The organism is Actinoplanes sp. NPDC049668 (assembly GCF_044465445.1).
Taxonomy (GTDB): Bacteria; Actinomycetota; Actinomycetes; order Mycobacteriales; family Micromonosporaceae; genus Actinoplanes.
The window spans coordinates 435,375-449,929 of the sequence record NZ_JBITLR010000007.1; the positions used below are offsets into that span (position 1 = coordinate 435,375).

General features: G+C 75.0%; 9 protein-coding genes. 7 read left to right on the plus strand and 2 right to left on the minus strand.

The annotated features are described in order from the left end of the window. Window positions 1-275 precede the first annotated feature (275 nt). From ACIBSW_RS30085 to ACIBSW_RS30105, 5 genes are read left to right on the plus strand one after another with little or no spacing between them, the layout of a single operon-like run. Window positions 276-635, plus strand: coding sequence for a YciI family protein (locus ACIBSW_RS30085; RefSeq protein WP_354723204.1), 360 nt, complete (start codon window positions 276-278; stop codon window positions 633-635). Then, window positions 632-1,882, plus strand: a complete 1,251-nt coding sequence (locus ACIBSW_RS30090; RefSeq protein ID WP_354723206.1) for a DUF6596 domain-containing protein — start codon at window positions 632-634, stop codon at window positions 1,880-1,882. Before ACIBSW_RS30085 ends, ACIBSW_RS30090 begins: the two co-directional genes overlap by 4 nt. A 29-nt stretch (window positions 1,883-1,911) precedes the next feature. Continuing rightward, entirely contained in the window at window positions 1,912-2,601 is a 690-nt protein-coding gene (locus tag ACIBSW_RS30095) for a response regulator transcription factor (RefSeq protein WP_354723208.1), read from the plus strand. Next, on the plus strand, window positions 2,594-3,943 hold the full coding sequence (locus ACIBSW_RS30100; RefSeq protein ID WP_354723210.1) for a HAMP domain-containing sensor histidine kinase: 1,350 nt from the start codon (window positions 2,594-2,596) through the stop codon (window positions 3,941-3,943). The genes ACIBSW_RS30095 and ACIBSW_RS30100 overlap by 8 nt, the downstream gene beginning before the upstream one ends. Window positions 3,944-3,984: 41 nt before the next feature. Then, entirely contained in the window at window positions 3,985-4,506 is a 522-nt protein-coding gene (locus ACIBSW_RS30105; protein ID WP_354723212.1) for a hypothetical protein, read from the plus strand. A gap of 80 nt (window positions 4,507-4,586) precedes the next feature. Here the strand turns inward: ACIBSW_RS30105 and ACIBSW_RS30110 are convergent, their stop codons facing one another. Both ACIBSW_RS30110 and ACIBSW_RS30115 read right to left on the minus strand, forming a co-directional pair. Then, window positions 4,587-5,360, minus strand: coding sequence for a DUF5995 family protein (locus tag ACIBSW_RS30110; protein ID WP_354723214.1), 774 nt, complete (start codon window positions 5,358-5,360; stop codon window positions 4,587-4,589). Between the two features lie 163 nt (window positions 5,361-5,523). Then, window positions 5,524-8,373: an AAA family ATPase gene (locus ACIBSW_RS30115; protein ID WP_354723216.1), complete on the minus strand. Its 2,850-nt coding sequence runs from the start codon at window positions 8,371-8,373 to the stop codon at window positions 5,524-5,526. Between the two features lie 168 nt (window positions 8,374-8,541). Here ACIBSW_RS30115 and ACIBSW_RS30120 point away from each other — a divergent pair, with 168 nt between their 5' ends. Further along, the gene (locus ACIBSW_RS30120) at window positions 8,542-9,177 is read left to right on the plus strand and encodes an adenylate/guanylate cyclase domain-containing protein (RefSeq protein WP_354723218.1); all 636 of its coding nucleotides are present in this window, start codon (window positions 8,542-8,544) and stop codon (window positions 9,175-9,177) included. 40 nt (window positions 9,178-9,217) lie between these two features. Beyond that, window positions 9,218-14,485, plus strand: a complete 5,268-nt coding sequence (locus ACIBSW_RS30125) for a diguanylate cyclase (RefSeq protein WP_354723220.1) — start codon at window positions 9,218-9,220, stop codon at window positions 14,483-14,485. The last annotated feature ends 70 nt before the right edge of the window (window positions 14,486-14,555 follow it).

Below are 14,555 nucleotides of genomic sequence, written 5' to 3' on the forward strand. Positions count from 1 at the left end.
CTTTTCTTTCGTGTCAATAGCTGGGCTTCGATGGCCGAAAAGTCGCCATGACTTTGCGGTCCAATGCCGCTTATCGGATCTCGATCTCTTGACATTGGACGGACGGAGGACGATTTTGGAGGGCACTTGGAGAGCGCTCTCCAAGAGTGGCCGGCGGTCCGCGCCGCCGGCCACGCCGGAATTCCCCTCGGGCGCATGTCGAGAACCGCGCCCGGCCTCCGACTCACCGGCGGAAGCGCCCCCGCCGAGGGGCCCGTGAGCTGGGAGACTGAGCCATGAAATACATGCTGATGATGTTCGGCGACGGCGCGACGATGATGCAGACCCGCAGCCCGGAGTGGGTCGACGAGATGATGGCGTTCATGGAGACGTTCATCGCCGACCTGCAGAAGTCCGGCGAGCTGGTCACGGCCGAGGGCCTCGCGGATCCGGGCACGGCGAAGACGGTGAGCCTGGTCGACGGCCAGGTCGTGGTCACCGACGGCCCGTTCGCGGAGGCGAAGGAGTCCCTCGCCGGGTACTGGATCATCGAGGTGGCGGACGAGCGGCGCGCGATCGAGCGGGCCGGCGAGGTCGTCGTCTGGGCCGACCGGGTCGAGCTGCGCGAGGTCGCCGCCGGCCCGCCCGAGCAGTGAGTGCTGAGACACCCGAGACACCCGGGATCGAGGGCCTGCTGCGCGAGCTGGCGCCGCAGGCCCTCGGGGTGCTCGTGCGGCGGTACGGCCAGTTCGACGCGGCCGAGGACGCCGTGCAGGAGGCGCTGCTCGCCGCCGCGCTCAAGTGGCCCGTCGAGGGGCTGCCGGACAACCCCCGCTCGTGGCTGATCACCGTCGCCGGGCGGCGCCTGGTCGACGAGTGGCGCAGCGAGAGCGCGCGCCGGGCCCGCGAGGAGAACGTCGCGCTGCTCGAGCCGGCCGGCGCGGCCGCCGCACCCGAGCGGGACGACACCCTTACGCTGCTCTTCCTCTGCTGCCATCCGTCGCTGTCCGGGCCCTCGCAGCTCGCGCTGACGCTGCGCGCCGTCGGCGGCCTGAGCACCGCCGAGATCGCCCGCGCCTTCCTGGTGCCCGAGGCGACCATGGCGCAGCGGATCAGCCGCGCCAAGCAGCGGATCCGCACCAGCGGGCTCGGCTTCGAGGAGCCGCCGCCCGGCGAGCGCGCCGAGCGGCTCGGCGTCGTGCGGCAGGTGCTCTACCTGGTCTTCAACGAGGGCTACACGACCAGTGCCGGACAACAGCTGCAGCGTGCCGACCTGACCGCCGAGGCGATCCGGCTGACCCGGATGCTGCACCGCAGCTCGCCCGGCGACGGCGAGACGGCGGGGCTGCTCGCGCTCATGCTGCTCACCGACGCACGCCGGGCCGCGCGCACCGACGCGCACGGCGCCCTGGTGCCGCTCGACGAGCAGGACCGGACGTCGTGGAACGCCGCGTTCATCGCCGAGGGGGTCGCGATCGTCTCCGCCACGCTCGGCCGGGGGCCGCTGGGCCCGTACCAGTTGCAGGCCGCGATCGCCGCGCTGCACGACGAGGCCGCCACCGCCGAGGAGACCGACTGGCCGCAGATCCTCGCCCTCTACGAGGTCCTCGAGCGGGTCTCGCCGGGGCCGGTGGTGACGCTGAACCGGGCGGTGGCGCTCGCCCGGGCGCGCGGGCCGCTGGCCGGGCTGGCCGCGCTCGCCGAGCTCGACGGCGACGAGCGGATGGCCGGCAACCACCGGCTGGAATCCGTCCGCGCGCACCTGCTCGAGCTGGCCGGGGACCACGCCGCCGCGCACGCCTGCTACCTGCGGGCCGCCGGCATGACGGCCAGCCTGCCCGAGCAGCGCTACCTGACGCTGCGGGCCGCGGTGCTGGCGACCCGTACAACATCCGAACATTGACCGGCGCCGCGCCCGGGCAGAATGGGGCGGTGAGCGACGCTTCCGCCAAGGGCCTGATCCTGCTCGTCGAGGACGAGCGGCCGATCGCGGACCTGGTCCGGCTCTACCTGACCCGGGACGGCTTCGGCGTGCACGTCGAGCACGACGGCGTCGCCGGGCTGGCGGCCGCCCGGCGGATGCGCCCGGTCGCCTGCGTCCTGGACATCGCGCTGCCCGGGATGGAGGGCACCGAGATCTGCCGGCGGCTGCGCGAGGACGGCGACTGGACCCCGGTCGTCTTCCTCACCGCCCGCGACGACGAGGTCGACCGGATCCTCGGGCTCGAGCTCGGCGGCGACGACTACCTGACCAAGCCGTTCAGCCCGCGCGAGCTGGTGGCCCGGGTGCGTGCGCTGCTGCGCCGCGCCGCCGGCCCGCCCGACGGCGGCCGGGTGCGCGCCCTCGGGCCGCTGCGGCTCGACCCCGGCCGGCGGCTGGTCACCGTGGACGGCGCCGCGCTCTCGCTCACCCCGACCGAGTTCGACCTGCTCGGGCACCTGCTCGGCCGGCCGGGGCGGGTCTTCACCCGGGAGGAGCTGCTGGCCAGCGTCTGGGGGTACGCGTCGCATGCCGGCACCCGTACCGTCGACGTGCACGTTGCCCAGGTCCGCGCCAAGCTCGGGCCGGCCGCGAACCTGATCCGCACCGTCCGCGGCGTCGGCTACACCGCCGATGCGTAGGTTCCTCGGCACGCTGTCCGGGCGGATCGTGCTGGTCACCGCCGCCACCGCGGTCGTCGCCGTCATCGTCACCGCGATGGTGGCGCTGCCCATCGCCGTGCGCTCGGCGAACAGCGCGGCCCGCGAGGACCTGGTGGAGAAGTCCGCCCTCGCCGTGGAGCTGCTCACCACCGAGCGTCAGGTCGCCCGCGAGCGGATCGTCTCCCGGCTGCGCGCGGACGGCGTCGACGTGTACCTGATCAGGCGCGGGACCGTCGACCGCGCGGGGCTGCCGGACCGGGTGATCACCGATGTGGCCGGCGGCGCGGAGGTCGACACCCGGGGAATCGTCGGCGGCCGGGCGGTCATGATCGTCGGGCGCCCGCTGCGCGGCGTCGACAGCGGCGTGGTGCTCACCCGCGACACGGCGTCCGGCACGGCGGGCCGGGTGCTCCGCGGCGTCTGGCTCGCGCTGCTCGCCGGCCTGCTCGGCGGCGTGCTCGCCGGCGCGCTGCTGGCCCGCTTCATCGCCCGGCCGCTGCGCCACGCCGCGGTGGCCGCGGGCCTGCTGTCGGCCGGCGACCGGTCCGTGCGCCTCGCCGTCCGGCCGCCCGAGGAGGTCGCCGAGCTGGCCTCGGCGCTCAACCAGCTCGGCGCGGCGCTGCAGATCAGCGAGGGCCGCGAGCGCGACTTCCTGCTCTCGGTCTCGCACGAGCTGCGCACGCCCCTGTCCACCATCCGGGGGTATGCGGAGGCGCTGGCCGACGGTGTCATCGGCGCCGAAGGCGCGCCGCGCGCGGGGGAGACCATGCTCGCCGAGGCGGACCGGCTCGACCGGCTCATCTCGGACCTGCTGGTGCTCGCCCGGCTCGAGGCCGCGGACCTGCCGGTCGACGTGGTGCCGGTGGACCTGGTCGACCTGGTCGGCTCCGCCGCCGAGGCGTGGGCCACGCGCTGCGTGCCGGACGGGCCGCGGCTGCTCACCGAGCTGCCGTCGGCGCCGATCCCGGTCGACACCGATCCCGGCCGGATCCGCCAGGTCATCGACGGGCTCTGCGAGAACGCGCTGCGGGTGGTGCCGGCCGGCGCCCCGCTCGTGCTCGCGGTGCGCGCCGGCGAGCACGGCGGGGTGGTCGAGATCCGCGACGGCGGCCCCGGCTTCACCGACGAGGACCTGTCCGTGGCCTTCCAGCGCGGCGCCCTGCACCGGCGCTACCGGGGCATCCGCAAGACCGGCAGCGGCCTCGGCCTGGCACTCGCCGCCCGGCTGGTCGGCCGGCTCGGCGGCGAGATCGCCGCCGGCCACGCGCCCGAGGGCGGCGCGATGTTCACCGTGACGCTTCCTTACACAGCCCGAACATGACGCTGATCCGGCCCGTGCAACGCCGGCGCAATCTGATCGGCATGACACGTTCCCGAATCGCGCTGACCCTGACCACGCTGGGCCTGACCTCCCTGCTCGCGCTCACCGCCTGCGGGGCCGGCACCTCCGGCGCCGCACCGGCGAGCATCGCCGACGTCGCCGATGAGGCTTTCGCGCTGCAGGCGGTCGGCCTGGAGACCGGGCTGGAGGCCGAGCCCGCGCCGGTCTCGGCCGGACCGGGAGAGGACAAGGGGCGCCGGCATCCCGGCGTCCGCCGGTTCCTGCGCAAGAACACGCTGCACGGCGAGCTGACGGTGCAGGGCAAGGACGGCGTGCGGACGGTCGTGGTGCAGCGCGGCACCGTCACCGCCGTCGGCGACGGCACCGTGAGCGTCAAGTCGTCCGACGGCTTCGCCCTGACCTGGACCCTGGGCGACAAGCTCAAGGTCGTGCAGGACCGCAAGGCCGTCGACCCCGCGGCGATCAAGACCGGCGCGGAGGTCGGGGTGGCCGGCGCCAAGGACGGCGACAAGAACGTGGCCCGCCTCGTCGCCGTCAAGTAGCGACTCCTCCGATGAGAAGGGCCCGCGCTCTTGGACAAGCGCGGACCCTTCCCATGCCCCCCTCGAGGAAAGTCGTCGGGCTACTGGAGGATCGCGCCCATCGGTGACAGCAGCAGCTTGCCGAAGCTCTCCGCGGTGCCGTCCAGGCGGCCCCGCTCCCGCGCCAGCGCCTGCAGGTCGTGGCGGACCGCCCAGAGCCGCTGCGCGTTGCGCCAGGCCACGTTGCGGGTGTACTCGATCAGCTCGCCCTGCCACCAGTCGTCCAGGTCGCCGTTCATCATGTCGATGATCAGCTGCCACTTCTCCAGCATGCCGCGGCGCAGCCCCGGGATGGACTCGGCGAAGATGTCGTTGATCTGCAGGTAGTCGTGGTGCTGGTCGCTGTCGTCGACCGGGTCCGAGCCCAGGTGGTCGAACGTGGTCACCAGCGCGAACGGCAGGTCGTAGTTGATGTGCGCGTTGACGCCGGCGGCCGCCGACGGCAGCGGCCGGGCGTCCGGCCCCGGTATGCGGTGGAACAGCACGGTCCAGGCGCGCGGGCAACCGCTGCTCGCGTCCGACCACTGGCGCAGGGCGTCGAAGTAGCGGGCCGCGAACTCGACGTCCAGCCGGGCCAGGAACGCCGGGTCGGCGAACCGGCCGGCGTACAGGCGCTCGAGCACGTTCGTCGTGATGGTCAGATAGAGCTTGTTGAAGTCGGCGAGCGGATTGCCGGCGAGCAGCGGAGGCACCCGCATCAGCACGTCCTGGAGCTTCGTGAGCTGGTCGACCACGGCGGGCACGTCGTCCGGGTGTCCGGCCAGCACGGCGGCCATTTCCCGTTGGACGGGGCCCCAGACGGAGTCGGCGGTCATAGCGGTCCTCCACACACGAAACTTCCCGGCGGAGGCCCTCCAGCACCGCCCGGCGTTGCCGGGCGCCGGGCGGTGCTCCCCCGAACGAGAGCCAGCCTTCCATCGGCGACGTACGAGGGGATCGGTAGAACGACGTATTCCGGGTACGCGGATAACGAAACGGTCACGCCGCCCGTAGGTAGACCCGGCTGGCCTGCACCCGGGTGCGGACCTGGAGCTTGTCGAAGATGTGCCCGACATGGACGCCGACCGTGCGCTCGCTGATGAACAGCTTCTGGCCGATCTCCCGGTTGGTCAGCCCCTCGGCCACCGCCACCAGCACCTCGCGCTCGCGGTCGGTGAGCGCGCCCAGCTCGTCGTCGGGTTCGGGGCCCGGCGGGGGGTGCGGAACGGTGTCCTCGTCGCCGGTCAGCGCGACCCGGGCCCGGGTCGCCACCGTGGTTATCTCGGCCGCGAGCGGCTTGGCGCCCATCGCCCGCGTCGTCGCGTACGCCTCACGCAGCGCCGCCGTCGCCGCCGCCCGGGCCCGCGCGGACCGGCTCGGCCGGCGCGCGAACGACGCCTCGGCCTGCCGCAGCCGCGAATACGCCGCCGGGTAGGGCTGCTTGCGCCGGTCCCACGACGTGGCGGCCTTTGCCCACAGGTCGGGGTCGTTGCGCTCGTCGATCCGGCTCTGCTCGGCCGCGCACAGGTCCAGGTAGCCGTCGACCACGGCGCGGACCGCCGGCGCCGCGCTGCCCGCGCCCCGGCCCAGCCGCTCCACCACGACCTGCAGCCGCCGGACCGCGCCCGGGTCGACCGGGACCGCGCCGCCGGCCTGCGCCTCGGCCTCGGCGCGCAGGCCGTGCCAGGCCAGCACCCCGAGCAGCACCAGGTCGTCGGAGCGGGTCTCGGTCAGGCCGCGCTGCACGGCCGCCCGCGCGTCGGCGTGCCGGCCCTGCCACATGGCCAGGCCGGCGCGCAGCGTCAGCATCGGCATCACGTGCCGGGCGCCGCCGCCGGCCAGGATGGTGGCGACGGCGTCCAGGTCCCGGTCCGCCTGCTCGACGTCGCCGAAGCCGACCCACAGCCGGCACCGGGAGAGCAGCAGCTCGACGGCGTCCGCGCCGGACGGGCGGTGCCGCATCGCGGTCTCGAGCACCCGCTCGGCCTCGGCCCAGTCGCCGACCCGGAAGAGCCCGTTCGCGGCGATCGCCAGCAGCCGGGTCTGGTAGGTGCGGCCCTGTCCGATCGCGGCCAGCTTCGCGGCACCCCGGCGCGCGACGAGCACGCCCTCCTCGACGCTGTTCAGCGGCCCGGTGAGCAGCTCCGCCAGGTGCAGGTAGGCGCAGCCGACGTCGTCCGGGTGGCCCGAGCGCTCGGCGATCTCGACGGCCTGCCGGATCACCGCGAGCCCGGCGTCGGGGTCCTCGCGGAAGGCCAGGCTGAAGCCGAGCGCGGCGCTGGCGCGTACCAGGTCCGCGGTCGAGCCGTCGGCGCGCTCGGCCAGCTCGAGGGCCTCGCGGGCGCGGGCGCCGGCGTCGGCGTAGCGGCCCAGGTGCAACAGCAGCTCGGCCAGGTTCGCCGCCGCGCTGGCCTTCTCCTGCTGCGTGCAGGCCTGCGTCGCGAGCGCGCGTTCGTACTCGGTCTCCGCGGTGGCCGACCGCCCGGCCGCCGCCAGGTAGCGGGCCCGGCGCAGGTGGAGCTCGCACTCGCCGGGGCCGTCGGGGCGCGCGGCCAGCTCCTCGATGCGGGTCAGGGCGCGCTGGTGCTCGCCGCAGCGGTGCGCGGCCTCGGCGGCGCTCGCCAGCAGCTCGGTGCGCTGCGGCGCGTCGTCGCCGGTCAGCTCGAGGGCGAGGGTCCACTGGCGGTGCGACTCGGCGTAGCCGTACATCAGCTCGGCGTCGCGGGCGGCGGCGATGACCGACGGCAGCGCGCGTTCGGGCTCGCCGGCCTGGCGCCAGTGGTGTGCGAGCCGGGCGTGGTCCGGCCCGCCCGGCGCGGCATCCAGCGCCTCCGCGTAACGGCGGTGCCGGGCCGCGCTCTCGGCCGGCAGCACCTCGTGCTCGAGGACCTCGGCGACGACCCGGTGGCGCAGCCGGTAACCGTCGCCGGCGCTGGTCACGAAGCGGTGCGCGACCGCGGCCCGGACCGCCTCGATCAGCTCGGACTCGGGCAGCGGCAGCACCCGGGCGAGCAGGGCGTGCTCGACCGGCTCGACGCCGGCCGCGACCGCGTGCACCACCTCGTGCGCGTGCGGGGGCAGCTCGTCGACGCGGGAGAGGAAGATCTCGCGCAGCGTGTCGGAGAGCTCGACCCGGCCGTCCCGCAGGTCGCGGGCCAGCTCCTCGACCACGAACGGGTTGCCGCCGCTGCGCTTGAAGACCCGCTCGGTGTCCTCGGCCGCGACGTCCGTCCCGGCGATCGCGGCGACCAGCTCACCGGTCGCGTCGCGGTCGAGCGGGGCCAGGTCCAGCACGCGTACGGAGCGCAGCCGGCGCAGCTCGGCGAGCACCCGGCGCAGCGGATGCGACCCGTGCAGCGACTCGGCCCGGACCGCGGCCAGCACCGACAGGTTGAGCTCGCCGAGGCCGGCCAGCAGGTAGAGCAGCAGCTGACGGGTGCTGCGGTCGGCCCACTGCAGGTCGTCGAGGACCAGCAGGAGCCGGCGGCCCTGGGCGAGCGAGCGCAGCTGCTGGGAGACCCGTTCGAGCAGGGCGCCCGCGCCGTCCTGTGCGCCGGCGTCGGCCGGGCCGGGCTCGGTGTGCACGCCGGCGCGCCGCAGCGCCTGCAGGACCGGGTGCAGGGGAGAGGCGTCGCCGATGTCCAGGCAGGTGCCGGAGAGCACGGCGATGCCGGAGCCGCGCAGCGCGTCCGCGGTCTCGGTGAGCAGGCGGCTCTTGCCGACGCCGCTCTCGCCGGTGACGAACACCGCCGAGGTCCCGCCGGGCCCCGCGTCCAGCAGGTCCGTGCGCAGCTCGGTCAAAATGCCGGTACGTCCGACAAGTGGCGCGTCGTCCCCCTCGCTGGCCATGCGTGGCAGCCTAGTGCCCATTCCGGTACCAGGTTCTCGTCGGTTCGGACGGTTCTGCGTCACAAATTCGACTGTCGGCGGGCTGTCACAGATACGTCATTTTGCAGATCCGCCGCTCGCGCCGGAATGGCACCGTTCTCCTCGCCAAGGCGGCGAAGGAGCGTGGGCATGAACAGAACGGCGACCGGCATCAGATGCCGGCGACAGGCTGTGACGGTGCTTTTCGTCGACATCGTCGGGTTCACCAGCATCGTCGACGAACTGGACTGCGCGGACGTACGGGATCTTCAGGTCGACTACTTCGCGACGGTCTCCGCCGCGGTGCGCGCCGCCGGCGGGGTCGTGGAGAAGTTCATCGGGGACGCGGTGATGGCGGTGTTCGGCGCGCTCGGCCCGGACGCCGGCACCCCGGACGGGGTCGCCTGCGCGGCGGCGAGCGCGGTGCGTGCGGGCCTGCGGGTGCAGGAGGCGCTGCGGGGGCGCCTCATGGCCGGCCGGTTCCCGGTGCGGACCCGGGTCGGGCTGGCCACCGGCGACGCCATCGTCGACCTGGAACAGACCCGCGACGGCGGCTATGGCATGGTCAGCGGCAGCGTCGTGAGCACGGCGTCGCGGCTGCAGGCGTACGCGCCGCACGACACGGTCGTGGTCTGCGCCACGACCCGCGACGTCACCGACGCCGCGGTGGCCTACCAGGAGATGCCGCCGGTGTCCGTGGCCGGCAAGGCGGCGCCGGTGGAGCTGTGGCGGGCGCTGCATCCGCAGATCCCGGCCGCCGGGCGCGCACTGCAGGCGTGCGGCTGACAATCCTTCAGCGCGCCTGGCGCGCGCCGATAGAGCAGCCGTGGGTGTCTCGCCATCGCTGCCGGCAGAGCCGGAGCAGATCCAGTTCGAGCCCGGCGATGCCGCCGGGCTCGAGGTGCTGGGCGAGATCGGCCGCGGCGCCCAGGCCGTCGTGCACCGGGTCCGCTACCGCGGCCGCGAGTACGCCCTGCGGCTGCTGCGCCACGACGCCGCGCAGCACCCCGATCAGGCGCAGGAGTTCCGCCGGCAGAGCGCGCTGCTCGCCGCCATCGTGAGCCCCGGGCTGCCCCGCGTGCACAAGGTCGGCATGGCCGGCGGGCGCCCGTACGCGGTGATGGAGCTGATCGAGGGCGACACGCTCGCCGCCCGGCTGGCCCGGGGCCCGATCCGCGAGCGGACCGCCGTGCAGATCGGCGCCGACATCGCCGCCGCCCTACGCGCGGCGCACGAGTACGACCTCGTGCACCGCGACGTCAAGCCCGAGAACATCATCGTCACGCCGCAGGGCGCGGCCCGGCTGGTCGACTTCGGGCTGGCCACCCGCGCCTCCGACGCGCCGCCCGGCGGCCTCACCGGTCCCGCCGACCCGATCGCCGGCACGCTGACCTACAGCGCCCCGGAGCAGGCCGGCATGCTGAACCGGCCGGTCGACGCCCGCTCCGACCTGTACGCGCTGGGCGCGGTGCTGTTCGAGTGCGTCACCGGCGCCCCGCCGTTCGCCGCCTCCGACGTCGGCGAGCTGCTGCACCTGCACGCCACGGCGTCCGTGCCGGACCCCCGGGCCCTCGCGCCCGGCCTGAGCGCGTCGTTCGCCGCGGTGATCGTCCGGCTGCTCGCCAAGGACCCCGACGACCGTTACCAGGGCGCCCGCGGGCTGCTCGCCGACCTGCGCCGGCTCGCCCTCGAGCCCGACGCGATCTTCCCGCTGGCGCTCAACGACGGGCCGACCGTCATCGGCCAGGCGCCGCTGACCGGCCGCGACGCCGAGCTGGAGACCCTGCGCGCGCGCTGGGCCGACGCGGCCGCCGGCCGCGGCGGCATCGCGGTGCTGCACGGCCCGGCCGGGTCCGGCAAGAGCCGCCTCGCCGCCGAGCTCGGCGCGGCGGTCACCGCCGCCGGCGGCATCCTGCTGCGCGGCAGCGCCACGCCGAGCGAACGCCGGCCGATGGCGCCGATCCGCGCCGCGGTCGACGAGTACGTGCGCGGCCTGCTGGGCGAGCCCGGCGGCCGGGCCGCCGCCGCCGCCCTGCTGCGTTCCGCGGCCGGGCAGGGCGCCGCCCTGGTCACCAGCCTGTCGCCGGTGCTGGCCGAGCTGCTCGGCGTGCCGGAGGTGGCCGGCGAGATCGGCCTGGAGCGGCACTCGGCCGCCGTCGCGGACCTGCTCACCGGCGTGGCCCGGGGCGCGGGCCCGGTGCTGCTGCACCTCGACGACGTCCGCTGGTACGACGACGGCACGGTCCGCGTGCTCGAGAAGCTCGCGACGGACCTGTCGGGCGTGCCGCTGCTGGTGCTCGCCACCGCCCGCGACGACGAGGCCGCACCCGAGACGGCGGCCACCCTGGCCCGCCTCGGCCCGGCCCGCGACACCGACGTGACGCTGCCGCCCCTGCCCGCCGAGGACGTCGGCACCCTCATCGAGTCGCTCTCCGGCGGCAACCGCATCGACGCCGACAGCGCCGAGATGATCGCCATGCTCACCGGCGGGAACCCGTTCGTCACCCTGGCGTACGCCAAGGCCGTGATGGACGCGGGGCTGCTCCTGCCCGACTGGGGTGTCTGGCAGATCGACGCGGCCGGCATCCGCGATCTGGCGCTGCCCGCCGACTCGGCGCAGCTGGTGCTGCGCCGGATGGGCGAACTCGACCAGGAGAGCCGTCGCCTGCTGCGGGTGGCCGGCGTCGTCGGCACCTCGTTCGCGCCCGCCCTGGTGGCCGAGGTCGCGGGCGTTGACCGCCGGCGCGTGCTCGACGTGCTCTCCGACGCGGTCCGCCGCGGACTGGTCGAGCACCGCGACGGTGTGCACCGCTTCCTGCACGACAGCATCCGCATCGCGCTCCTGGACGGCATACCCGACCAGGAACTGCAGACCCTCCACCAGCGGATCGCCGACGTCCTGGACGGTACGCCGGACGCCGACGTCTACGCCCTCGCGCGGCACTGCGCGCTGGGCGACCCGAGCCACGACCCGGACCGGATGGTGCGCGCCGGCCACGCGGCCGGCGCCCGCGCGCTCGCCGACCACGCGCCGGACACGGCACTGATCTACCTCGACTACGCCGCGGAGGCCGCCGAGGCGGCCGGCATCGCCCTCGGCAGCGGGTTCCTCCAGCTGCTCGGCACCGCCTACCACCAGAACGGCCGCTTCGACGAGGCGATCGCCACGTTCACCGCCGCGCTGGAGAAGTCGGCCGACCCCACCGAGCGGGCGCACGTACACCTGATGCTCGCCCGGGTGCACGAGAGCAACTGGGGCGGCGCCGAGCAGCTGCGCGCCGTCGAGGAGGGCCTGGCCGAGCTCGGCCGCCCGCTGCCCGCCAACCCGGTGCTGTCCGCCCTGACCAGCCTCTGGCTGCTCATCGTCGGCTGCCTGATCCGGATCACCCGGCTCGGCTACGGCACCGCCAAGGGCGCGTACCGCGAGCGCCTGCGGCTGCAGTCGACGCTCTACCACTACGGCGCCTCCGGCAGCGTACGGACCATGAAGCCGCTGCGGTCCCTGCTGTACGGCATGCGGATGATGCACCCGGCCAGCCGGCTCGGGCGCTCCGCCGAGCGGGCCCGTGACCTGGTCGCGCTGACCCTCGCGCTGCGCATGATCGGCCTGCAGAAGACCTCCGACCGGATCACCGCGAGCGCGCTGAGCATGGCGCACGAGCTCGGCGACCCCACGCTGGTCGCCCGGATCGACTGGATGACCGGCATCGCCTACCACGGCAGCGGCGGCGACTCCGGCGAGCGGATCGGGCAGGTGCTGGCCGAGCGCGAGCGCTTCCTCGACGTCGGGCTGATCCTGGACTGCTACACCGTGCTGGGCTGGGACTGGGTGCTGCGCGGCGAGATCGGCGTCGCCGACGCCGCGCGGCCCGGCCGGCAGCGCTGCCTGGACGCCGGCGGGCACGCCGACCGCAGCGCCGTCGTCGCGGTCGACGCGGGCCTGCTGGCGCTGCGCGGACGGGCCGGCGAGGCGCTCGCGACCCTGGCCCGCGCCGACGACCGGCCGAAGGGCATCCACGAGGTCATCCACACCCTCACCGCACGGCTGCTCGCCGCCGTCGAGCGCGACGACCTCGGTCCCGCCTTCAACGACGCCGTCGCCGAGTTCGACGGGTTCGGGGTGCGCCCCATCGACCTGCTCCCGGCGCAGCAGGGCTACTACGTCTGCCTCGCGTACGGCCGGCTGGAGCAGGCCCGCCGGGCCGCGCCGGAGGACCGCGAGGCCGCGGTGGAGACCGCCCGCGCCGCCGTCGCCGCCCTCGGCCGGATCACCCGCCGCCCGATCATCGCCGCGCACCACCAGATCGCCCGGGCGGCCCTGCTCGCGCTCGACCCCGAGCGCGGCGAGGCCGCGCTCGACCTGCTCGCCAAGGCGGAGCCGCTGCTGCGCCGGGTGGACGCGCCGCTGCCGGCCTTCGAGGCAGCCCTCGTACGGGCCCGCGCGCTCGCCGCGACCGGCAGCACCGGCGAGGCCGAGCGGCAGGCGCGGATGGCCGCGGGCATCGCCGAGGCGCAGGGCTGGCCGCACCGCGCGCGCCGGGTCGCCGCCGAGTTCGGGCTCGACACCGGGCGCCGCAACCGCGTGCCCGTCGTGGCCGCGCGGGACCGGGCCGGGCAGCGCTGGGCCGCCCTCGAGCAGCTCAGCCTCGCGGCGTCGCGGCTCAGCGACCCGGAGCGGCTGACCCGGGTCGCGCTGGACGAGACCACCCGGCTGCTCGGCGCCGAGCGCGCCATCCTGTTCCTGATGGACGCCGAGTCGCAGGTGCTCGCGCCGTACGTCGGGCGCGACGCCGCCGGCCGCGACCTGGCCGAGCTCGCCGGATACAGCGCGACAGTGGTCGACCGGGTCCGGCACAGCCGCCAGCCGCTCGTGGTCACCGGCACCGAGGAGGGCGCGGCACTCGGCGCGCAGAGCGTGGTCCAGTTCGGCCTGCGCAGCATCCTGGTCGCGCCGCTCGAGCTGGACGACCGCCTGCTCGGCGTCGTCTACCTGGACAGCCGGGTCGCCAAGGGCGTCTTCAACGTCGACGACGCCGACGTGCTCACCGCGATCACCCACCACATCGCCGTCGGCCTGGAGACGGCCCGCGCCGCCCAGCTCGAGGTCGCGGTGGCCGCCGCCAACCGGCAGCGCGACATCGCCGAGACGCTGCGCCGCGCGATGGCCCGGCTCACCGGCACGCTCGACCCGGAGCTGGTGCTGCGCCGGCTGCTGCTCACCGCCCGGCAGACGCCCGGCGCCAACCGCGGCTGGCTGATCCTCGGCACGTCGGCCTCGGCCGAGGTCACCGTGCACGGCGGGCCGGTGCCGCTGACCCTGACCCTGGACGACCACCCGGAGCTGCGGGCGCTGCTGGAGCACCGGCAGGCGGACATGCTCTCGGGCACGCCGCCCTGGGCCGGCTCGCTGGACGACTCGACCGGCCAGAGCTGGCTCGCGGTCACCCTCGACGACCGCAACGGCGCGGTCGGCGTGCTGGTGCTCGCCTCCGACCGCCCGGGCGCCTACGCGGCCGCGGACCTCGGCGTGGCGGCCGCGCTGGTCGGCCAAGGCATGGTCGCCTACGACAACGCCCGGCTGTTCAGCCGGGTGAACGAGCTGGCCACCACGGACAGCCTCACCGGCGTGGCGAACCGCCGGCGGTTCTTCGAACTCGCCGAGCGCTCGCTGACCGTGGCTCGGGCCAAGGACGGCCCGGTGACCGCCCTGATGGTCGACATCGACCACTTCAAGCGGATCAACGACGCGTACGGGCACCAGACCGGCGACGACGTGATCAAGGGTGTCGTCGGCCGGCTGCTCGTCGGGCTGCCGACCGACGGCCTGGTCGCCCGGTACGGCGGCGAGGAGTTCGCGGTGCTGCTGCCCGGCGTCGACACGTCCGGCCCCACCCTCGCGGAGGAGCTGCGCGCGGTGGTCGGCGGCTCGCCGATCGACACCAGGTCCGGGCCGATCCCGGTCACGATCAGCATCGGGCTGGCCCGGCTGCGCCCCGAGGACGCGACCCCCGACACGCTGCTGGGGCGGGCCGACGCCGGGCTCTACGAGGCCAAGCAGGCCGGCCGCAACCGTGTCGTGGCTCACGACCAGTAGGATTCGTCCCTTTCGTCGCTGTTATGTCGTGACGCACGCAGTCGGCCTCACAAGAAGTCGTCGTACCAGC